Below are 20,528 nucleotides of genomic sequence, written 5' to 3' on the forward strand. Positions count from 1 at the left end.
ATCGCCTTTCACCATTGATAAGCATGCCGCCCATGAATGTCCTCGACCGCCAGAACGCCAAGCGCGCCGCCGCTGCCGCCGGATGGGCGGAGCTCGTCGCTGTCGTGTCCGATCCCGGCAGCAAGGACGTGATCGAGCGTGCCGCGCAAGAATTGTCGGTCGCGCGCGCGCACCTGCAGATCGGCACCTGCGACGATGCGATCCGGCTGCTGCGGCAGAACGAGCGCTCGCCACGCCAGCTCGTCGTCGACGTGACCGATTCGATGCTTCCCGTGTCGGACCTGATGCGGCTCGCCGAAGTGTGCGATCCGTCGGTGCGCGTCGTCGCGATCGGCACGCAGAACGACGTCGGGCTGTTCCGCAACCTGCTCGGCATCGGCGTGCAGGACTACATCGTGAAGCCGCTGACGGTCGAGCTGATGCGGCGCGCGCTGACCGCGACAGAATCGGTCGCGCAGGTGCGGACCGGCAAGACGGTGAGTTTCGTCGGCGCGCGCGGCGGCGTCGGCGCGACGACGATCGCGGTGAACCTCGCACGCTGCCTCGCGGGCGAGAAGCGCCGGCGCGTCGCGTACGTCGACCTGAACCTGCACGGCGGCGGCGCGAATTCGATGCTTGGCGTCGGCAGCAACAACGGCCTGATCGAATTGCTGAACATGGACCAGCGCCCCGACGACGTGCTGTTCGAGCGCATGTTCGTGACCCGCGGCGACCGCCTGCACGTGCTGTCGGCTGAACTCGCGTTCGGCACCGACGTGTATCTGCGCGACGCGTCGATCGCGCATCTCGTCGACATGCTGAAGGACCGCTTCCACTATCTGCTGTTCGACATCAGCTGCCGGTCCGGCCCGCTGTTCGAGGGCGCGCTCGAAGCGTCCGATCTCGTCTATGTCGTCGCCGATCGTTCGGTGCACGCCGCGTATGAATCGGCGCGGCTCGCGCGCTACACGCGCGAACTGCCCGGCGACCGGATCCTGTCGCTGGTGCTGAACAATCCGTGCGCGCCGGTTGCGGGGCGTGTCGAGCCGGCCGATTTCGCGGAAGCGTTCGGCCACGAGAGACTGCGCGAACTGCCGCACGAGCCGCAGGCGCTCGCGGTCGCGGAGAACCTCGGCGAGCCGATCGCCGACGCGAAGCGCTACGGATTCCTGCACGAGATCCGGCAGCTCGCGAGCGGCATCACCGGCGATGCGGCCGCCGTCGCCGAGCCGTGGTATGCGCGGCTTGCCAGGTGGAGGAGGGGATCGTGAAGTTCGGCACCCGCAATCGGCCGCCCACGAACCCGGCATTGCCCGCGGATCCGGCATCGGCCGTGCATCCGGCGGCACCGCGCGGGCCGGCACCGCCGCCCGCGCCGGCCCGCGTGGCCGGCAGCGCCGACAGCCACGAGGCGCTGATCCGCTCCGGCAAGTTCGACGCGATCCGTTCGGCCGTGTTCGCGTCGATGAACATGTCGGCCGCGCTGATGAAGACGCGCGACGAGGTGCGGGCCGGCATCGAGGAGCTGGCCGCGCACACGGTCGAGCGTGAGCGCCTGAAGATCACGGCGGGCGAGCAGTTGCTGATCGTCGACGCGATCCTGAACGACATGTTCGGTGTCGGGCCGATCGAGCCGCTGCTCGCCGACGAGACGGTCACCGACATTCTGGTCAACGGGCCCGACCAGGTCTACGTCGAGCGCGCCGGCCGACTCGAACTCACCGCGCTGAAGTTCCGCGACGACGCGCACGTGACGAGCGTCGCGCAGCGGATTGCGGCCGCGGTCGGGCGGCGCGTCGACGAGAGCAGCCCGATGGTCGACGCGCGTCTCGCCGACGGCAGCCGTGTGAACGTGGTGCTGCCGCCGATCGCGATGCGCGGCCCGTCGATCTCGATCCGCAAGTTCGCGAAGCGCGACATCACGCTCGCGCGGATGGCGCAGCAGGGCAACATCTCGCCGGCGATGCTGCAGGCGCTGAAAGTCGCGTGCACGTGCCGGCTGAACGTCGTGATCTCGGGCGGCACGGGATCGGGCAAGACGACGCTGCTCAACGCGCTGTCGCAGCATATCGAGGAGCACGAACGGATCGTAACGATCGAGGATGCCGCGGAGCTGCAACTGCTGCAGCCGCACGTGGTCAGCCTCGAAACGCGGCCGGAGAACACCGAGGGGCTCGGCGGCATCTCGCAGCGCGATCTGGTGCGCAACGCGCTGCGGATGCGGCCCGACCGCATCATCCTCGGCGAGATTCGCGGCCCGGAGGCCTTCGACGTGCTGCAGGCGATGAACACCGGCCACGACGGCTCGATGACGACGATTCACGCGAACTCGCCGCGCGATGCGATCAGCCGGCTCGAGAGCATGGTCATGATGGCGAACGCGAACCTGCAGCTGATGTCGATCCGCCGCCAGATCGCGAGCGCGGTCCATCTGTTCGTGCAAATCGAGCGGATGCGCGACGGCGTGCGCCGCGTGACGCGGATCACCGAAATCGTCGGCATGGAAGGCGAGGTCGTGATCACGCAGGATCTGTTCACGTTCCGGCAGGACGGCGACACGACGCGCGACGCGGTGAAGGGCGTGTTCGAGGCGTCGGCGCTGCGCCCGGCATTCGCCGCGCGGGCCGCGTATTACGGCGTCGAGGACGCGCTCGCCGAGGTGTTCCGGTCATGATGGCCGCCGATCTGTTCGCCGCGTGCGCGTTCGTCGTGATCCTCGGGCTCGGGATCGGCATCTCGTCGCTGGTCGATCGCGCGCGCAACGGGCCCGCGCAGCGCATCCGCGCGCGCATGCGCCGCCTGTCGCCAACGAGTGGCGTCGGCGACGCGGGCGCCGCCGACGTGTCCGGCCTCGTGCTGTTCCGGCTCGAACGCCAGCATGGCCGCGTGCGTGCGTGGCTGCAGCGCTATGTGACGCGCGTGCGCACGGTCAGCGGCGACGGCGGCGTGCGCGTCGTCGCCGGCTGCACGATCGCCGCTGCGCTCGCGGCCGTGGTCGTCGTCAGGCTGTTCGAGCCGCCGGGATTCCTGTGCCCGCTCATCTACGCGGGCTTGCCGCTGATCGCGATGCGCTCGAGCTATCTCGCGCTGATCCGGCGCTTTCGCACGCGCTTTCTCGAAGCGTTCCCCGATGCAATCGACCTGATCGTGCGGGCCGTGCGCGCGGGCATTCCGGTCACGCAATCGATCAGTACGGTGGGCGACGGCGCGGCCGAACCCGTGCGCTCGACGTTCCGGACGATGGGCGACAGCCTGCGCGTCGGCGCGGATCTGAAGGATGTGCTGACGCAGGCCGCCGACCGGCTGATGATCGCGGATTTCTCGTTCTTCACGGTCTACCTGCTGCTGCAGCGCGAGACGGGCGGCAGCCTCGGCGAGTCGCTCGACGAGTTGTCGAGCATCATCCGGTCCCGCCGCGACATCCGGCTGAAGACCCGCGCGCTGACGGCCGAAGGCCGGATCACGACGAACATCATCTCGGTGATCCCGTTCCTGATCGTCGGCGTGCTGTTCATGGTGAACCGCCCGTACGTGATGGTGCTGTTCACGACGCACGCGGGGCACATGATGCTGATGCTGGCGGCTGTGCTGCTCGCGATCGGGCTGCTGGTGATCCGCAGGATCTCGAGACTGGAAACCGCACGATGACGATGTCGACCCTGGCCGCGCGCGGCCTCGAACTGCTGATGTTGCTGGGCTGCGTCGCACTGGTGCTGGCCGCGCCCGGCGGCGGCACGCGCAGGCGGATCGCCGCGCGCGTGCGGCAGGCGGCCGGCCTGCGCACGGCGTCGCCGGCTGCGGGGATGCTGCAGCCGGGCGACGTCAGGCAGAACCTGTCGCTGCGTCTCGCGCAGCTCGGCGAGCGGCTGCCCGTGCTCGATCCGATGCAGCGCGTGAAGCTCGCGCGCCAGTTGACGCGCGCGGGCTTTCGCGAACGGCGCGCGGTGTCGTCGATGATCGGCATCAAGCTGTCGTGCGGCGTGCTGTTCGCGGGCGCCGCGATCGTCTTCAGCCCGTTCATTCCACGCTTCGGCGAATATGCGTCGATCCGCGCGGTGACGCTGGTCGCCGCGTTCGTGATCGGCGTGATTGCACCCGAGTACGTGCTCGGCGCGATGATCCGGCGCAGGCGGCGCACGATTGCCGCGTGCTTTCCGGATGCGCTCGACCTGCTCGTGATCTGCACGATGGCCGGCAACAGCCTCGCGACGGGCGTCCGGCGCGTGTCGCACGAGCTCGAGAACATCTGTCCGCCGCTCGCCGACGAGCTGGGCGTCTGCGCGGACGAGCTGACGCTCAGCGGCGACGTGGCCACGACGCTCGCGCATTTCGCGGCGCGCGTCGATTTCGTGTCGGCCCGCTCGCTCGCGACGACGCTCGCCCAATCGCAGCGCTACGGCACGCCGATCACGCAGGCGCTGCGGACGCTGTCGCGCACCGAGCGCACCGAGCAGATCATCGCGCTCGAGGAGCGGGCCGCGAAGCTCGCGCCGAAGATCACACTGCCGATGATGCTGTTCATCCTGCCGACGGTTTGCCTGATCGCGGCGGGCCCGGCGGTGATCCATCTCCTCGAGGTGTTCCGTTGAAACAGTCTGCCCCCCGTGCGCTCGGCCTCGCGCTAAGCCTGTCGATTCTTGCCGGCGGCTGCGCGCCGGGCGTCCGCTCGTCTCCCGCGCTGTCGCAACGCGGCAACGATCCGCAGGCCGAGCTGCGCATCGCGGACAGCGCGCTGTCGGGCGGCAACGTCGATCTCGCGGGCTCGCTGTACGAGAAGGTGCTGGCCGCGCATCCGGATTCGCTCGCCGCGCGCATCGGGCTCGGCGACGTCAACTATCGGACCGGCAATCTGGAGCGTGCGCGCATCCTCTATGAAGAAGCGGGCCGGCAGGCGCCGGCCGAACTCGCGCCGCGGCTCGGCATCGCGCGGGTCGCGCTGCGGCAGCGCCGGCTCGACGAGGCCGCGCAGCGGTATCGCGAGCTGCTGGCGGCGCAGCCCGATCATCCGGTCGCCGCCGAAGGGCTCGGCACCGTGCTCGACCTGCAGGGGCGCCACGCGGACGCGCAGGCCGTGTACCGCGCCGCGCTGCGCGCGCATCCGGACGTGCAGGGGCTGCGCGTCGATCTCGGCCTGTCGCTCGTGCTGGGCAATCGCGCGCGCGAGGGCATCAACGTGCTGCTCGACGTCGCGGGCCTGCCCGATGCGCCGTGGCAGGCGCGCCAGAACCTCGCGTTCGCGTACGGCGTGCTCGGCAACACCGATTCCGCGAAACGGCTGCTGTCGGCCGATCTGCCCGCATCGGCCGTCGCCGACAACCTGCGCTTCTACCAGGCCGTGCGTGCGCGGCTCGCCGCGGGCGGCACACCCGGCACGGAGACCGCAAAATGACACGCATGCCGAGGGGCGCCCGCGACACGCGCGGCGTCGTGTCCCTCGAGTTCGTGCTGATGCTGCCGTTCCTGCTGATGGTGCTGCTCGGCATCATCGACAGCAGCCTGATCCTGTGCGACAAGGCCGTGATCACGAACGCGAGCCGCGAGGCCGCGCGCGCGGGCGTCGTCGTGCGCGTGCCGATGATGACCACGACGGATGTCCGGAACGTCGCGCTCAACTACACGCAAAACGGTCTGATCACGGGGGGCACGGCGACCACGCCGACCGTCGCCGTCACGCAGGCGAACGGCACGACGTCGGGCAGCGCGTTGACGGTGAGCGTGACCTATACGTATACGGGGCTCATGCTGGGCTCCGCATTCAGCGCATTGACGGGGCCCGTGACGATCAGCGCGACGACGGTGATGAACTACGAGTGAGGACGGTTATGCGAATCGTCGTGATCCTGCGCCGGCCTGCACGGGCACGCACACGGGCACGCACGCGGGCGTGCGGGCGCGCACGCCGGAGCGGGCGCCGCGACCGCGCGCGTGGCGTCGTCGCGTTGTTCTTCCTGCTGTTCCTGATCCCGCTGCTGTCGTTCGGCGCGCTGGCGATCGACGTCGCATGGGTGAGCGTGGTCCGCAACGAACTGCAGAACGCGGCTGATTCGGCCGCGCTCGCCGGCGCGGATGTGCTGTTGTCGCCCGGCGGCGCGGCGCTGAACTGGTCGCAGGCGGCGACGGTCGCGAACGGCGCGGTCAAGCAGAATTCGGCGGCGGGCACGCCGTTGTCGACCGGCACCGTCGGCACCGGCTACTGGAACCTGACGCGCAGCCCCGCGTCGATGCAGGCGACGACGATCACACCGGGCGTCTACGACGCGCCCGCCGTCCAGGTGACCGTGTCGCGCTCGGCGAACCTGAACGGCGGCATGATCCCGCTGCTGCTCGGCGGGCTGCTGGGGATTCCCGGCGCCAACGGCAGCGCGACCGCCGTGGCCGTGCTGGCCGCGCCGGGCGGCGTCGCGTCAGGCGGCCTGTTTCCGCTCGCGATCGATCAGTGCATCTACAACCTGTACTGGAATGCGGCGACCAACCAGCCGCTCATCAATCCGCTGACGAGCCTGCCGTATGAATTCATCATCACGAACGGCCAGACCTACGGCGCGACGTGCGTGGGCGGGCAGTGGACGTCGTTCCTGTCGAACGCGAGCGACACGACGACGATGGGCGGGCTGATGGTGTCCGGCAACCCGACGCCGCTCAAGATCGGCGACAGCATCTGGCTCGCCACGGGCGTGAAGGCAACGCTCTACACGTCCGTGCCGGTCGGCTCGGTGGTCGTTCTGCCGGTCGTCACGCAGACGGCGACCAGCACCTACGTGCCGGTCGTCGCGTTCGCGGCGTTCTACATCGATGCGTCGACCGGCGGGAGCGTCAAGACCATCCAGGGCCACTTCGTCGCCGGCGTCAAGCTGAACGGCGTCGCGTCGGGCGTCGGGCCGTATTACGGCGTGTACGCGCCGCCGCGCCTCGCGCTATGAGTCCAGGCCGGCGATGCGCGCGCCGGCACCGGCCCGCACGCGTCGCAACAGCGCGAGCAGTGCGGCGAGCGTGACCACGGAGCCGATCTGCGGCATCGCCATCCACGGGTTCAGGTATTCGTAGATCGGCAACGCCCACATGCATGCGACGAGCGTCTGCTCACCGCGCAGCCAGCCGTCGCGCCAGCCGATTGCCGTCACGCATGCGAGCGCGATGCCGAGCCACGCGAGTTCGTAGTGCCACAGGTACGGGTTCGCCGCGAGCGTCGCAACGGCCAGCGCCGCGCCGCGCAGCCGCGTGTCGTGCGTGCGCGCCCACACGACGCACGCGGCCGAGATCGCGATCAGCGCAATCGCGGCCTGCGCGCCATAGGCCTGCGCGAGCGGCAGCCCGGCGAGGCGGAGCGCCGCGAATGGCGTCGGCGACGCGAGCCAGAACACGACGCCGTGTTCGAGCGTGAGCGCGCGCACGAGGCCCGTGTTCGCGACGAACAGGTGCAGTGTTTCGGTGCCGCACGCGAGCACGCCGAGCGCCGCGAACGCGGTCGCGAACAGCGCGGCCCAGGCGAACGTGCGCCACGCGCGCGCGGCGATCAGCACGAACGGAAACAGCAGCGCCAATTGCGGCTTGACCGCCAGCAGGCCGATGCAGAGGCCCGCCCACGCCGGCCGGCGTTCGGCCCAGTACACGGCCAATGCCGCGCACGACGCGGTGTACATCGCGTTTTGCCCGAACATCGATGTGACGAACAGGCCGGGGCATGCGAGCAGCGCGAGCCAGCCGAAGCGCTTCACGTCGGGCAGCGCGGCGATGCCCGACACGCGGGCGACCGCGAATCCAAGCGCGACCGTGCCGGCGGCGATGAACAGCGGATAGCTGACCGCGAACGGCAGCAGCGCGAGCGGCGCGACCATCAGCAGATAGGTGGGCGGGTACAGCCAGGCGAGAAACGATTCGTGGCTGGTGGCGTGCGGGAACAACGTCGCCGACGCACGCGAGAAGCGCGCGAAATCATAGATCTGCGCCGGCGGCGTGCCATGCAGCGTCAGCCAGGACGCCGACCAGAACACCGAGTAGTCGGCGCCGAGGCGCCATTTGACAGGGGCGGACGCGTGCAGCGTGAGCCATGCCCAGATCACCATGAACAGCACGTAGATCACCAGCGCGAGCGCGCTGTACAGCACGACGCGCTGCGGGGTGAGCCACGCGCGGACAGGGGCGGCGACGACGCGCGTCGATTGGCTGGGGAGATCCATCGGGCCGCGCTACTTGACCGACACTTTCCGGGGCGCGTGGCCGGACGCGGCCGGCAGCGCCTGACGGCGGCGCGCGGCGAGCGTGCGCCTGACCGGGAACTGCAGCAGCTTCGACGCCTGAGGCGGCGCGCCGTGGCGGGCCGGCTGCGCGTTCGCGTGACGCTCGGCACGGTAGCGGCGCCGCACGAGATAGATCGGGCGCTGCTTCGATTCGTGATAGATGCGGCCGAGGTATTCGCCGATCACGCCGATCCCGATCAGCTGGATGCCGCCGATGAACAGCACGACCGAAATCAGCGACGCATAGCCGTGCACGGGGTTGCCGAACAGCAGCGTGCGCACGACGATGAACGCGCCGTAGACGAGGGCGAGCATCGCGAACGCGAGGCCGACGTAAGTCCAGACCCGCAGCGGCACGGTGCTGAAGCTCGTGATGCCTTCGAGCGCGAAGTTCCAGCGCCGCCAGCCGGAGAACTTCGAGCGGCCGCCGCTGCGCGGCGCGCGCGTGTATTCGAGGATCGTGGTGCGAAAGCCGACCCACGCGAACAGGCCCTTCATGAAGCGCCGCCGCTCCGGCAGCGCGCGCAGCGCGTCGACGACCTGGCGGTCCATCAGCCGGAAATCGCCGACGTTCTCCGGCATCTCGACTTCGGACAGCGCGTTGTGCACGCGATAGTAGAGCGCGGCGGCCGCGCGCTGCATGAACGGATCGCACATCCGGTTGGTGCGCTTCGCGGCGACGACCTCGGCGCCCGCGTGCCAGTGTTCGATCATCGCGGGAATCAGCGCGGGCGGGTCCTGCAGGTCGGCATCGATCAGGATCACCGCGGCGCCCGCCGCCTCGTCGATGCCGGCAGTCAGCGCGGCTTCCTTGCCGAACCGGCGCGTGAGATCGACGACCCGGATGCGCGGGTCGCCGGCCGCGACGGCGATCAGCTTGTCGAGCGTGCGGTCGCGGCTGCCGTCGTTGATGCAGACGATCTCGAAACGCACCGATTCGACCGACTCGAGAATCGGGATGGTTTCCGCAAAGAACACATCGATCGCGTCGTATTCGTCGTGAAACGGCACGACGAGCGATACCAGCGGTTTTCTGGCGTGCGTGGACATGCGTCCCCCCGAAAGAGCCGGTCTGCGCGGCATCCCGTCGATCCTGATCCTGTTGTTGTCGGCGGCGGCCGGGAGCATTTCCAGGCTGCCGCGACTCTGGTGCTGCTTGCCTGCCGCAGGCCGGGCGGCGGATGTGTCGGCCATTGTACGCAGGAATCGATCACGCCTGACAGGGGTGCGCGGGTTTGTCCGCACAGGTTTTCGCGGGTGAAAGCCGGTTTCGCCGGTGGTAAGCGCCACGCGCTAGCATGGGGTTTTCGCGGCGACGGAGACGGCAATGCAAGTTCAGGACCTGACGGGTGCAGCGCTCGACTACTGGGTGGCGATGGTGGAAGGGCTCGGCGCGCCGCGCGTCGATGACGCGGGGTGCCGGGCGGTCCGCGTGGCGGGCGGCGCGGCCGGTTTGGCGTGGCCGTGAGCAGCGCTTATTCCGGCCGCGACACGATCCGCAGGAATGCGCGCACCGCCGGCGCCTTTTCGAAGCGCCGGTGCGCGAGCGCGAGTTCTGACGTGATCGGCTTGCCCGCGAGCGGCCGGTAGACGACGCCCGGCAGCGCGACGCAGCGCGCGAGCGCGTCCGGAATCACGGCCACCCAGCCGTTTACCGATACGCACGCGAGCACCGCGAGCAAGCCGCCCGGCCGTGCGGCGACAACCGGCGCGAAGCGCCCGCGGCGCGCGACCTCCAGCGTGCCGAGCTCCTGCTCGGGCACCGCGAAGCGTGCGTCGGCGAGATCGGCGGCCCTGATCGTCTGCAGCGCGGCGAGCGGCGAATCGGCCGGCACCGCCGCGATGAACACGTCGCGCTGCAGCGTGACGGTGCGGATCGCGCCGGGCAGCGGCATCGGCGGCCGCACGTAGGCGATGTCGAGCCGGCCTGCGTCGATCTGCTTCGCGACGTCGTCCATCGGCACCTCGCGCAGGTTCAGCTCGATGCGCGGATGCGCGGCGCGAAACGCGCCGACCGTGCGCTGCAGCGTGCCCGAATAGACGGCCGACGACACGTAGCCGACCTCGATCCGGCCCAGTTCGCCGCGCTCGGCGAGCGTCGCCAGTTCACGGCCGCGCTGCAGATGCTCGAACGCGGCGCTCGCCTCGGCCAGGTAGGCCTCGCCCGCGGCGCTCAGCGCGACCGAGCGCCGCGACCGGTGAAAGAGACGCACGCCGAGCAGCCGTTCCGCTTCCTGGATCTGCCGCGTCAGCGCGGGCGGCGCCATGTCGAGCGCTTCAGCCGCGCGCGCGAAGTGCAGATGCTGCGCGACGCTCAGGAACGCGCGCACGTGACGGAATTCGAGCTGACCCATGATTGCGGAAATCGTCAATAAAACAGCGTGGGAATATCAATGACGGGCAATACCGGGCAAGCCTAGCATACGGCTCGTCGTTCCTGTCCCGGAGTCATCGATGTCACAGCCTTCCCCGGCGCCGAGCGCGGGCGAATCCGCCGCCGCCATCACCGCGCCGCGCGGCCGCGCGCGGCTGCCCGCCGCCGCGACGCTCGCCGTCGCATCCGCCACCTGTTCGCTGATCGTGCTCGACACGAACGTCGTCGCCGTATCGCTGCCGAGCATCGCGCGCAGCTTTCACGCGAGCTTTGCCGACATCGAGTGGGTCGTGAGCGCGTACATGACCGCGTTCGCCGCGTGCCTGCTGCCCGCCGGCGGGCTTGCCGACCGGTTCGGGCGCAAGCGGATGCTCGCGGCCGGCCTCGCGATCTTCTGCGTCGCGTCGCTCGGCTGCGGGCTCGCGCCGTCGGCCGGGTGGCTGATCGCCGCGCGTGCGGTGAAGGGCGGCGGCGCCGCGCTGCTGCTGACGGCCGCGCTCGCGGTGATCGCGAACCGCTTCCCGGACGGGCGCGAGCGTGCGCGCGCATGGGCAATCTGGGGGATGTGCATGGGCGTTGCGACCGCGATCGCGCCGCTCGTCGGCGGCGCGATCACGCAGTGGATCGGCTGGCGCTGGGTATTCCTGCTGAACCTGCCGGTGTGCGCGCTGCTCGCGGCCGGTGCGCGTGTCGCGATCGACGAATCGCGCGATCCGCATGCGAAGCGCGTCGACGCCGTCGGCAGCCTGCTGTTCGGCGCGGCGCTCGCGTGCGCGATCGCCGCGCTGATCGACGCGCCGTCGCACGGCTGGCTGGCGCCGGGCACGCTCGGCCGCTTCGCGCTCGGCGCCGCGCTGTTCGCGGGTTTCATCGCGGCGGAGCGCTGGCAGGCGCGGCCGATGATCGACCTCGCGCTGTTCCGTGCGCCGCGTTTCGTCGGCGCGGTGCTCGCGATGTTCGGCTACGCGGCGTGCGCGCAGGTGATGATGACGTTCCTGCCGCTGTACCTGCAGAACGCGTTCGGGATGTCGGCGATCGACGCGGGGCTCGGCATGCTGCCGTTCGCGGTCGCGATGATCGTCGGGCCGTCGCTCGGTGCGGCGCTGGCGGCGCGCATGTCGTCCGGCGGCGTGCTCGCGGGCGGGCTCGCGCTGATCGGCGCCGGCAACCTGCTGACCGCGGCGCTGACCGCGAGCGGCGACTACCGGCTCGTCGCGCTCGGGATGTGGGTGACGGGGTGCGGCGCCGGCATCATGAACGGCGATACGCAGAAGGCGATCATGGCGTGCGTGCCGCCGCACCGCACCGGGATGGCGTCGGGGATCAGCACGACGACGCGCTTTACCGCGATCGTGACGGCGGTCGGCGTGCTCGGTGCGGTGCTTGCCGCGCGCACGCACACGCAGCTCGACCGGCTGCTCGCGGCGGCGCCTGGCGTGCGCGGGTTCGCCGATGCGCCGTTCATGTCGAGCCTGCTGGCCGGCGACCTTGCGCGTGCGCTCGGGCAGGTGCCGCCGGCGGCGGCGGTGACGCTCGCGAATGCCGCGCCGGCCGCGTTCGCGAGCGGGTTCGCCGATGCGCTGAACCTGAGCGGCGTGCTGGCGCTGGTGGGGGCGGTTGTGATTGGACGGTTGCTAGCGCAACCATTTAGAGGCTCATGAGCGGCTTCGGCAGCCGAATGTGCCAATGTCGGCGCCGCTGTAGGTGCCGCTGTAGGTGCCGCTGATATGGTGTCGGCAGGTGCATTGAGTGTCGCGGAATACCGGCTGGCGGTGAGCCGGCCCACGCACGATAGGCCCGCCGTTCAATGCGGCTTTACCGTGCCACGCGGCAGCCGCGCGGCGCGCACGATGCCGGACGTGCGCGGCTTGCCGCAGCGCGGCCCGCGTCGCCGGCCGTCCGGGCGCACGGGTTCCGCCGGCTTCGCGGACGGTGCGCTGCCGGGTGTGACGGGTGTGACGGGTGCGACGGTCGCTCGCGCTGCATCGGCGTCGAGCCAGCTGCGCGTCGCCTCGGCGATCAGCGCGCGCAGCCAGCGCACGCCGTCGACGCATGCGCCCGCTTCGTTCCATGTCATCCGGTACACGATATCGGGCGGGTCAGCGGGCAGCGCGACGATCGCGAGCGGGAGCAGCTTCGCGTAGTGCCGCGCGAGCCGGACCGTGGTCGTGAGGATCAGGTCAGGGCGGACGAGCGCATGCGCGGCCAGTTCGAAATGCGGCAGCGTAACGACGATCCTGCGCTGCAAGCCGACCTGCCCGAGCTGCCGGTCGATCGCACCCGACGCTTCGAGCCACGACGGTGTCGGACACAGCTGCGGCGCCTGCGCGTATTCGGCGGCCGTGATCCGGCCGCGCTTCGCGACCGGATGCGCGACGTGCATCAGGCAGACGACGCGGTCGTCGAACAGGTCGTCCTGCCGGAACCGCGACGCGCGCGCGGGGCGATTGTCGATCACGATGTCGAGGTCGCCATCGGCGAGTGCGCGCTCGGTGTCGAAACCGTCGCCGAGCGGGTGGAAGACCAGCTGCGCGTGCGGCGCGCGTGCGCGGAACAGCGCGACGAGCTTCGGCACGAACAGCACGTTCAGGTAGTCGGGGCAGCCGATCCGGTAGGTGCGCACCGACGTGCGCGCGTCGAACCTCGGCTGCTGGATGCGGATGAAGTCGATCACGCGCAGCGCGTTGCGCAGCGGGTCGATCAGCCGCGCGCCGAACTCGGTCGGCACCATGCCGTAGCGGCTGCGCACAAGCAGCGGATCGGCGAGCAGCGCGCGCAGGCGCTTCAGCGCCGCGCTCGTCGCCGGCTGAGACATGTTGAGCCGTACCGCCGCGCGCGACACGGTCCGCTCGGTCAGCAGCACGAGCAGGATCCGCATCAGCCGCGCGTCGAGCGTGTCGATCGCGTCCACGGCGTCGTGCGCGTCGGGGGCGGGGCCGGGGCCGGGGCCGGGGCCGGCCGGGCCTAGCGGGCCCCGCATCGCGAAGCGATTCCCGGCATTGCGCTGCCGGCGCGCGGCCGGTAGCGGCCTGTCGGCGCGTTGGGGTTCATCGCACGAACGCGCCCGGCCAGCCGACGATCCGCTTGTCGCGCGGCGGCGCATACGTGCGCACCTTCGACGTCGTCAGCTTCAGGCGCACGAGCGATTCGGCGAGCGCGAGGCCCGTACGGTGGTTGGTTTCGAGTTGCACGCCGATGTCTCCTTCCATGTAGAGGCGCGGGCATGCCGCTTGTGTGTGCAGCTTCGGCCCGTTGCCGTGGACGTTATGTGTCGGATTCGTTCGCGAGTATGTGCGGCGGGCCGGGTGATGGGAAATTAAATATTCGGGTGACGGGTATTCAGGAATCGAATGGATCGTCGGTGGTCAGGCGGTTGCAAGCACGCTGTTTTTGCGCGGTCGGCAGAGACGCGCCGGGGTTCCGGCCCTTCGGCACGCAGGTGGCGTGGCACGGGAATTGCGGCATAACGGTTCCCATCACCATCCAGGGAGGACCGTGTCATGCAACGTGATCCGTTTCGTAACATGTGGCGCGCACTCGTCGCCGGCGTCGTGATTGCCGTCGTCGCAGCGGGTGCGGGATGCCAGAAGCAAAGCGGAGGCGGCGGCGCGGCGAGCTCGGAACAAGGCGGATCGGGCGCGATGTCGGCCGCACCGTCGACTGCGCCGAGCGGAATGCCGCCGAGCAGCGGCGCTGCGGCTGGCGGTGCGCAAGGCGGTGGCGCGAGTGCGCCTGGGGCCGCATCAGCACCAAGCGGGGCGAGCGGCGGCTAACGGATAGCGGCTATGGCGGGCGGCTGACAGAGGCGCCGCCCGCTGTCGTTGCAATCGCGCCTTGCAGCGAATCCGCGCCGGTAACCGGACGATTCGTCGGACGGCAAGCGCGGCGTGGGAATTCGTATGCGTGAAAAATTTGCATCGGTCGTTGTAACGATTACAAGGGTGGCCGATGCTGCCGCCCGCTGCGGCGATCAGTGTGCCCGCCGCGACGGGGAACGGCACGACGCTGTGCCAGTGGCGCTCGTGCACGCTATGCGCCGGGGCAGCCGGCGTGGCGCGATCTGGAAGCCGTGTCCGCGCGCATCCGGCGGGGCGCGCATTGATGCGTCGAAGAAGTAAAGGCGGGGAGCGGGCGAAAATGCTACCTGCGTCACACTGTCGCATTGACCGTCGATTACCGGATCTTCGCCCGCAAACCGCCGTGCTGTCGTACGCGATCAGGCTCGTCCCGGTCTTTGAACCCCCATCGTTTAACCATTCGAAACAGTTTGTTCTCTGAAAAGGGCATGATCTTCGGCGAATTGGCGGGCATACTGGCGGCCATGTTGTCGAATGCCGTCACAGTGACGGCGCACTACCCCCGATGCCGAACCCAGTCTCTCTCAAGTCCCTGCGATGGCTGCCTGTCGTGGCCTTCGCATCGCTGCTTGCCGCCTGCTCGACCGCGTCCGACGTCACCGCGACGTCGAACCCGAACGTGTTCACCGTATCGACGCGCACGGTCGGCGTGTCGACCACCTGGGCGGACGCGCACACGAAAGCGGTCAACGAAGCAACCGACTTCTGCTCGCAGCGCGGGTTGCGCGCGAGCCTGAAACAGGAGTCGTTGAGCAGTGGCCGCGGCGTGAACGCCCGCTCGGAACTCGCGTTCGAGTGCCATCCGACCTTCGAGGCCGCGGCCGACCCGCGCGGTTGAGGATGGTTGCTGCCGTGCGATGGCGCGGGCGGCGAGTGAGGTCGGCCCGGGCTCGCACGATGATTGTGTAGTACTGCACGTCATTGGCAATCCCGGAACGGCAGGCGACGCGTGACCCGACTCCGCCTGCCGTTTCCCTTCAGCCTGCCATCACGCGGCCGGCGGCTGCGCCTCGTACAGCTTCACGCACGCGGAGAAGTCGAGTCCGCCCAATCCCTGCTGGCTCATCGACTGATAGAGCTGCTGCGCGAGCGCGCCCATCCACACCGGCTGGCGCGCGTGCCGCGCGGCTTCGGTCGCGAGCCCGAGATCCTTCAGCATCAGGTTCGCGGCGAAGCCGCCCGCATAGCCGCGCGCGGCGGGCGCCGCGGGCAGCACGCCCGGATACGGGTTGCAGCTGTCCGAGCTCCAGCAGCGGCCGGTCGACGTGTTGATGATGCCGGCCAGCACCGCAGGCTCGATGCCGAGCGCCGCGCCGAGCGCCATCGCCTCGGACACGCCCATCATCGAGATGCCGAGCAGCAGGTTGTTGCAGATCTTCGCGATCTGGCCGGTGCCGGTTCCGCCGCAATGCACGACGTTCTTCCCCATGTCGAGCAGCACCGGACGAATCCGTTCGAACAGCGCGGCGTCCGCGCCGACCATGAATGTGAGCGTGCCGGCCTGCGCGCCCGCGGTGCCGCCCGACACCGGCGCATCGGCGAGCGGATGATCGTGCTGCGCGGCCGCGTCGGCGATTGTGCGCACCGTGCCGGGATCGATCGTGCTGCAGTCGATCAGCGTCGCGCCGGCGCGTGCACCGGCGAGCACGCCGTCGTCGCCGAGATAGACGCGCTGCACGTGCGGCGCGGCCGGCAGCATCGTGATCACGACCGCCGCGCGGGCTGCCGCGTCGCGCGGCGAGCTGGCGGCCGTCGCGCCGGCGCGCACGGCCGCGTCGACGGCGTTCGCGTCGAGGTCGAATACCGTCAGCGCATGGCCGGCCTTGAGCAGGTTGGCGGCCATCGGGCCGCCCATGTTGCCGAGCCCGATGAATGCAATTTCCATGTTTTCCTCCTTGTGTCGACCGGACTTGGCGCTTTAGCGCCTAGTCCAATCCCATGCTTCGCGGTCGACCCGACCTGGCGCTTTGGCGCTTGGTCCGGTCTCACGCATAGCCGTCAGCGCAATGCGATCGTCGTATTCACGCCGCCCGCGGTCGTATCGTCGTCGAACCAGCGCGCGGTGACCGTCTTCGTCTGCGTGTAGAACTGCACGACCTGCTTGCCGTACGGGCCGAGATCGCCGAGCTTCGAGCCGCGCGAGCCCGTGAAGCTGAAGTACGGCACCGGCACCGGAATCGGGATGTTGATGCCGACCTGGCCGATGTCGATCTCGCTCTGGAACTTGCGCGCGGCCGCGCCGCTCTGCGTGAACAGGCCGACGCCGTTGCCCATCGGGTTGCGGTTGACGAGCGCGATCGCGTCGTCGAGCGAATCGGCTTCGAGCACGACCACCACCGGCCCGAAAATCTCTTCGGTATAGATCGACATGTCGGTCTTCACGTCGGAGAAGATTGTCGGGCCGACGAAGTTTCCCTGCTCGTAGCCGGGCACCTTCACGTCCCGGCCGTCGAGCAGCAGCGTCGCGCCTTCCTTCACGCCCGCGTCGATCAGCCCCGTGACGCGCGCATGCGCGGCCTTCGACACGACCGGGCCGACGTCGGTGCCGGCCTCGTGCCCCGCGTTGACCTTCAATTGCTTCGCCTTCTCGACGAGATCGGGCAGCCAGTCGCGCGCGGCGCCGACCAGCACGACGACCGACGTCGCCATGCAGCGCTGGCCGGCCGCGCCGAAGCCCGCGCCGACGAGCGCGTTGATCGTCTGCTCGCGGTGCGCGTCGGGCAGCACGACCGCGTGGTTCTTCGCGCCCATCATCGACTGCACGCGCTTGCCGTGCTCGCTGCCGAGGTTGTACACGTGCGTGCCGACGCGCGTCGAGCCGACGAACGAGATCGCCTTCACGTCCGGATGCGTGCACAGCCGGTCGACCGCGACCTTGCCGCCGTGCACGACGTTCAGCACGCCCGGCGGCACGCCGGCCTCGATCGCGAGCTCGACGAGCTGCATCGTCGACAGCGGATCCTGTTCCGACGGCTTCAGCACGAACGTGTTGCCGCACACGATCGCCATTGGGAACATCCACAGCGGGATCATGCCGGGGAAGTTGAACGGAGTGATGCCCGCGCACACGCCGATCGGCTGGCGTAGCGTGTACGTATCGACGCCGCCCGCGACGTTCTCCGCGAACTCGCCGAGCTGCAGCGTGCCGATCGAGCACGCATGCTCGACCACTTCGAGGCCGCGGAAGATGTCGCCCTGCGCGTCGGGCAGTGTCTTGCCCTGTTCGGCGGTCAGCGTCTTCGCGATGCGCTCGAGGTTGCTGCGCACGAGATCCTGGAACTTCAGCATGATGCGCATCCGCGCGCCGATCGACGTGGTCTTCCAGGTCTGGAATGCGCGGTGCGCCGATTCGATCGCGGCATCGACCTCGTCGACGGTCGCATACGGCACGCGGCCGATCACTTCCTGCGTCGCGGGGTTCACGACGTCGCCCCATTCGGCGGTCTGCGACTCGACGAACTGGCCGTCGATCAGCAGCTTGGCGGTGGGCAACGCGAGAGTAGTCTGGGGTATGGCGGCGTTCATCAACGATCTCCGAAACGAAAACTGCGGGGTAGAGAGAACCCGCCGCGCGGCGCGCACGCGCGCCGGCCGGCAGGCGAAACCTGGGAAGGAAAGGGTCAGTCGCGCGCGCTGCGCATCAGCCCCGTGCAGATCAGCGCGAACACGCCGAGCCCGACGAGATACGCGATTACGTAATGCGGTTGCCCGCCGCCCGTCTTCAGCAGCGACGTCGCGATCATCGGCGCGAAGCCGCCGCCGAGCACGCCGGCGAGCTGCACCGACAGCGAGATGCCGCTGTAGCGGATCTCCGCGGGGAACTGCTTTGCGAACAGCAGCGACTCCGGCGCATACAGGATCGGGAACACGACGCCGAGGCCGAGCACGATCGCCCACCATGCGAGCGTCGTCTGCAGCGTGCCGAGCATCATGAAGAACGGCGCGGCGAACGCGCACATCAGCACGAGGCCGATCGCGAACATCCGGCGCTGGCCGATGCGGTCGCTCAGGTGTCCGCACAGCGGCATCGTCACGAGCGACAGCGCGGCGCCCGCCGTGATCGCCTCCAGCATCGCGGCCTTCGGCAGATGAAGCTGCTGCGTCGCATACGCGAGCGCGAACGTGACGACCATGTAGAACCACGTGTTCTCGGCGGCGCGCGCGCCGACGATCGTCAGCACCTCGCGCGGATGCCGGCGGATCGCCTCGAGCACCGGCGACTTCACGGCCTTGCCCTGATGCTTCATCTTCTCGAAGTCCGGCGATTCGGGCACCTTCGCGCGGATGAACGCGCCGAGGCCGACGAGCGCGATGCTCGCGAGGAATGGAATGCGCCAGCCCCACGACAGCATGTCCGCGTCCGGCAGCGTGGCCACCGCCGTCATCGCGAGCGACGACAGGATCAGGCCGAGGCCGACGCCCGTCTGCGGCAGGCTGCCGAACAGCCCCTTGCGGCCTGCCGGTGCATGCTCGACGGCCATCAGCACCGCGCCGCCCCATTCGCCGCCGACCGCCATCCCCTGCAGGAAGCGCATCGCGATCAGCAGTGCGGCCGCCCAGTAGCCGATGCTGTCATATGACGGGATCAGCCCGATGACCATGCTGGGCACGCCCATCAGCAGCAGCGTGACCATCAGCATCGACTTGCGGCCGATCCGGTCGCCGAAGTGGCCGAACACGATGCCGCCCATCGGCCGGCCGATGAAGCCGACCGCGAACGTGCCGAACGCGGCGAGCGTGCCGGCGACGGGATCGAGCGACGGGAAGAAGATGCGGTTGAAGACGAGCGCGGCGGCGGTGCCGTACAGGAAGAAGTCGTACCACTCGATCGTCGTGCCCATCATGCTGGCCCAGCCGGCCAGCAGGTGGTCCTTCGCGGTGCGCGCGGGCGCAGGCGCGGCAAGCTGCGCGTGCTCGTCAAGGGTGGATCGGGTCTGCATGGTGTCTCCATCGTCATTGCCCGCGGCTCGTGGTCCGCAGGTCACGGTCGAGTATAGTTATGCGCAGATTCTTGTTGTACGGACAAAGAAACCGGTCAGATATGCAAATATGCATATCGACGACCGGCCCGGAGACCCCCGCCACACAAGGCTTTCCTGCCAATGCGACACCTTCCCGAGCCGGTTTCCGGCAACCTGAACTGGGACGACCTGCGGTTCTTTCTCGAAGTGGCGCGCACGCAGCGTGCGAGCGGCGCCGCGAAACGCCTCGGCGTCGACTACACGACCGTCGCCCGGCGCATCCGCGCGCTCGAGGCGGCGATAGGCACGCTGCTGTTCGACAAGTCGCGCTCCGGTGGCTTCACGCTGACCGCGGAAGGGCAGCGGCTCGTTGCATACGCGGACGCGATGGAGACGACCGTGCAGTCGGCCTGCGACCAGGTCGCGAACACGGGGCACGCGCTGTCGGGCCACGTGCGGGTCGGGTCGACGGAAGGGTTCGGGTGCTTCTTTCTCGCGCCGCAGCTTGCGCAGTTCCGCGCCGCGCATCCGCACGTGACGGTCGATCTGCTGCCGGTGCCGCATTTCGTGAGCCTGACGAAGCGCGAGGCGGATCTCGCGATCACGCTCGAGCGGCCCGACCGCGGGCCTTACGTATGCACGAAGCTGTGCGATTACCAGTTGCGGCTTTATGCGACGCGCGAGTATCTCGAGCGTCATGCGCCGATTGCGGGCACGGACGATCTCGCGGGGCACGCGTTCATCAGCTACGTCGACGATCTCGCGTTCAGCAGCGAGCTGCTGTATCTGGAACGCGCCGTGCCAGGCGCGACGGCCGGACTGCGCACCACGAGCGTGATCGCGCAGTATTTCGCGGCGCTGCAGGGTGGGGGGCTCGCGATCCTGCCGTGCTTCATGGCCGCGCGGCAGCCGGCGCTCGTGCCGGTGTTGCCGGACGATGTGGTCGTCACGCGGTGTTTCTGGCTGACGTGTCGCGAGGATTTGCGCAAGCTGCGGCGCGTGACCGCGCTGTGGGATTACCTGCGCGCGGCGGCCGATGCGAACCGGGGGCTGTTGATGGGGGAATCAGGGGCGCTGCGGTTCGTCGGGGCGGGCGATTAGCGTCGGTTCGCAAAGGGTA

18 protein-coding genes and 1 pseudogene are annotated in these 20,528 nt (G+C 69.4%); 11 read left to right on the forward strand and 8 right to left on the reverse strand.

The genetic code is table 11. The features are described from left to right. Nucleotides 1-23: 23 nt before the first annotated feature. From DID96_RS06135 to DID96_RS06165, 7 genes are read left to right on the forward strand one after another with little or no spacing between them, the layout of a single operon-like run. On the forward strand, nt 24-1,250 hold the full coding sequence (locus DID96_RS06135; protein WP_124598370.1) for an AAA family ATPase: 1,227 nt from the start codon (nt 24-26) through the stop codon (nt 1,248-1,250). Next, nucleotides 1,247-2,653 carry a CpaF family protein gene (locus DID96_RS06140; RefSeq protein WP_124598371.1) on the forward strand — a complete coding sequence of 469 codons (1,407 nt, stop codon included), beginning with the start codon at nt 1,247-1,249 and terminating at the stop codon, nt 2,651-2,653. The genes DID96_RS06135 and DID96_RS06140 overlap by 4 nt, the downstream gene beginning before the upstream one ends. After that, nucleotides 2,650-3,627, forward strand: a complete 978-nt coding sequence (locus tag DID96_RS06145; protein WP_124598372.1) for a type II secretion system F family protein — start codon at nt 2,650-2,652, stop codon at nt 3,625-3,627. The genes DID96_RS06140 and DID96_RS06145 overlap by 4 nt, the downstream gene beginning before the upstream one ends. Further along, nucleotides 3,624-4,568, forward strand: coding sequence for a type II secretion system F family protein (locus DID96_RS06150; protein ID WP_124598373.1), 945 nt, complete (start codon nt 3,624-3,626; stop codon nt 4,566-4,568). The genes DID96_RS06145 and DID96_RS06150 overlap by 4 nt, the downstream gene beginning before the upstream one ends. Continuing rightward, nucleotides 4,565-5,368 carry a tetratricopeptide repeat protein gene (locus DID96_RS06155; RefSeq protein WP_124598374.1) on the forward strand — a complete coding sequence of 268 codons (804 nt, stop codon included), beginning with the start codon at nt 4,565-4,567 and terminating at the stop codon, nt 5,366-5,368. The genes DID96_RS06150 and DID96_RS06155 overlap by 4 nt, the downstream gene beginning before the upstream one ends. After that, complete coding sequence (locus DID96_RS06160; protein WP_124598375.1) at nt 5,365-5,793, forward strand: TadE/TadG family type IV pilus assembly protein; 429 nt, start codon at nt 5,365-5,367, stop codon at nt 5,791-5,793. The genes DID96_RS06155 and DID96_RS06160 overlap by 4 nt, the downstream gene beginning before the upstream one ends. Nucleotides 5,794-5,801: 8 nt before the next feature. Further along, nucleotides 5,802-6,899, forward strand: a complete 1,098-nt coding sequence (locus tag DID96_RS06165; RefSeq protein ID WP_124598376.1) for a pilus assembly protein TadG-related protein — start codon at nt 5,802-5,804, stop codon at nt 6,897-6,899. Here the strand turns inward: DID96_RS06165 and DID96_RS06170 are convergent. Together DID96_RS06170 and DID96_RS06175 are read right to left on the reverse strand one after the other, a co-directional pair. Then, entirely contained in the window at nt 6,894-8,156 is a 1,263-nt protein-coding gene (locus DID96_RS06170) for a glycosyltransferase family 87 protein (RefSeq protein ID WP_124598377.1), read from the reverse strand. The genes DID96_RS06165 and DID96_RS06170 overlap by 6 nt on opposite strands. A gap of 9 nt (nt 8,157-8,165) precedes the next feature. After that, nucleotides 8,166-9,266 (reverse strand): glycosyltransferase family 2 protein, encoded by a 1,101-nt coding sequence (locus DID96_RS06175; RefSeq protein WP_124598378.1) that lies wholly within the window; start codon nt 9,264-9,266, stop codon nt 8,166-8,168. Nucleotides 9,267-9,543: 277 nt separating this feature from the next. Between DID96_RS06175 and DID96_RS06180 the strand changes: the two genes are divergently transcribed. Next, a complete protein-coding gene (locus DID96_RS06180; protein WP_221624574.1) occupies nt 9,544-9,684 on the forward strand; it encodes a hypothetical protein in 141 nt (46 codons plus the stop codon). Between the two features lie 7 nt (nt 9,685-9,691). On the opposite strand, the gene DID96_RS06185 is transcribed toward DID96_RS06180, so the two are convergent. Beyond that, nucleotides 9,692-10,570, reverse strand: coding sequence for a LysR family transcriptional regulator (locus DID96_RS06185; RefSeq protein ID WP_124598379.1), 879 nt, complete (start codon nt 10,568-10,570; stop codon nt 9,692-9,694). Nucleotides 10,571-10,670: 100 nt separating this feature from the next. Here DID96_RS06185 and DID96_RS06190 point away from each other — a divergent pair, with 100 nt between their 5' ends. Beyond that, nucleotides 10,671-12,251, forward strand: a complete 1,581-nt coding sequence (locus DID96_RS06190; protein WP_124598380.1) for an MFS transporter — start codon at nt 10,671-10,673, stop codon at nt 12,249-12,251. 143 nt (nt 12,252-12,394) lie between these two features. Here the strand turns inward: DID96_RS06190 and DID96_RS06195 are convergent, their stop codons facing one another. Together DID96_RS06195 and DID96_RS06200 are read right to left on the reverse strand one after the other, a co-directional pair. Further along, complete coding sequence (locus tag DID96_RS06195; protein ID WP_124598381.1) at nt 12,395-13,570, reverse strand: LysR family transcriptional regulator; 1,176 nt, start codon at nt 13,568-13,570, stop codon at nt 12,395-12,397. A gap of 67 nt (nt 13,571-13,637) precedes the next feature. Then, nucleotides 13,638-13,748 (reverse strand): annotated as a pseudogene (locus DID96_RS06200) (Asp/Glu/hydantoin racemase); the annotation flags it as partial. 1,204 nt (nt 13,749-14,952) lie between these two features. Between DID96_RS06200 and DID96_RS06205 the strand changes: the two are divergent. Continuing rightward, on the forward strand, nt 14,953-15,285 hold the full coding sequence (locus DID96_RS06205) for a hypothetical protein (protein ID WP_124598382.1): 333 nt from the start codon (nt 14,953-14,955) through the stop codon (nt 15,283-15,285). 150 nt (nt 15,286-15,435) lie between these two features. On the opposite strand, the gene mmsB is transcribed toward DID96_RS06205, so the two are convergent. The 3 genes from mmsB to DID96_RS06220 form a co-directional block, all read right to left on the reverse strand. Then, nucleotides 15,436-16,332, reverse strand: coding sequence for a 3-hydroxyisobutyrate dehydrogenase (mmsB, locus tag DID96_RS06210; RefSeq protein WP_124598383.1), 897 nt, complete (start codon nt 16,330-16,332; stop codon nt 15,436-15,438). Between the two features lie 113 nt (nt 16,333-16,445). Then, nucleotides 16,446-17,972 carry a CoA-acylating methylmalonate-semialdehyde dehydrogenase gene (locus tag DID96_RS06215; protein ID WP_124598384.1) on the reverse strand — a complete coding sequence of 509 codons (1,527 nt, stop codon included), beginning with the start codon at nt 17,970-17,972 and terminating at the stop codon, nt 16,446-16,448. A 95-nt stretch (nt 17,973-18,067) separates the two neighbouring features. After that, nucleotides 18,068-19,387, reverse strand: a complete 1,320-nt coding sequence (locus DID96_RS06220) for an MFS transporter (protein ID WP_124598385.1) — start codon at nt 19,385-19,387, stop codon at nt 18,068-18,070. A gap of 162 nt (nt 19,388-19,549) precedes the next feature. Here DID96_RS06220 and DID96_RS06225 point away from each other — a divergent pair, with 162 nt between their 5' ends. Beyond that, complete coding sequence (locus DID96_RS06225) at nt 19,550-20,509, forward strand: LysR family transcriptional regulator (protein ID WP_124598386.1); 960 nt, start codon at nt 19,550-19,552, stop codon at nt 20,507-20,509. The last annotated feature ends 19 nt before the right edge of the window (nt 20,510-20,528 follow it).

The sequence above is a fragment of the Burkholderia sp. Bp8963 genome (genome assembly GCF_003854275.1).
Lineage (GTDB): Bacteria > Pseudomonadota > Gammaproteobacteria > Burkholderiales > Burkholderiaceae > Burkholderia.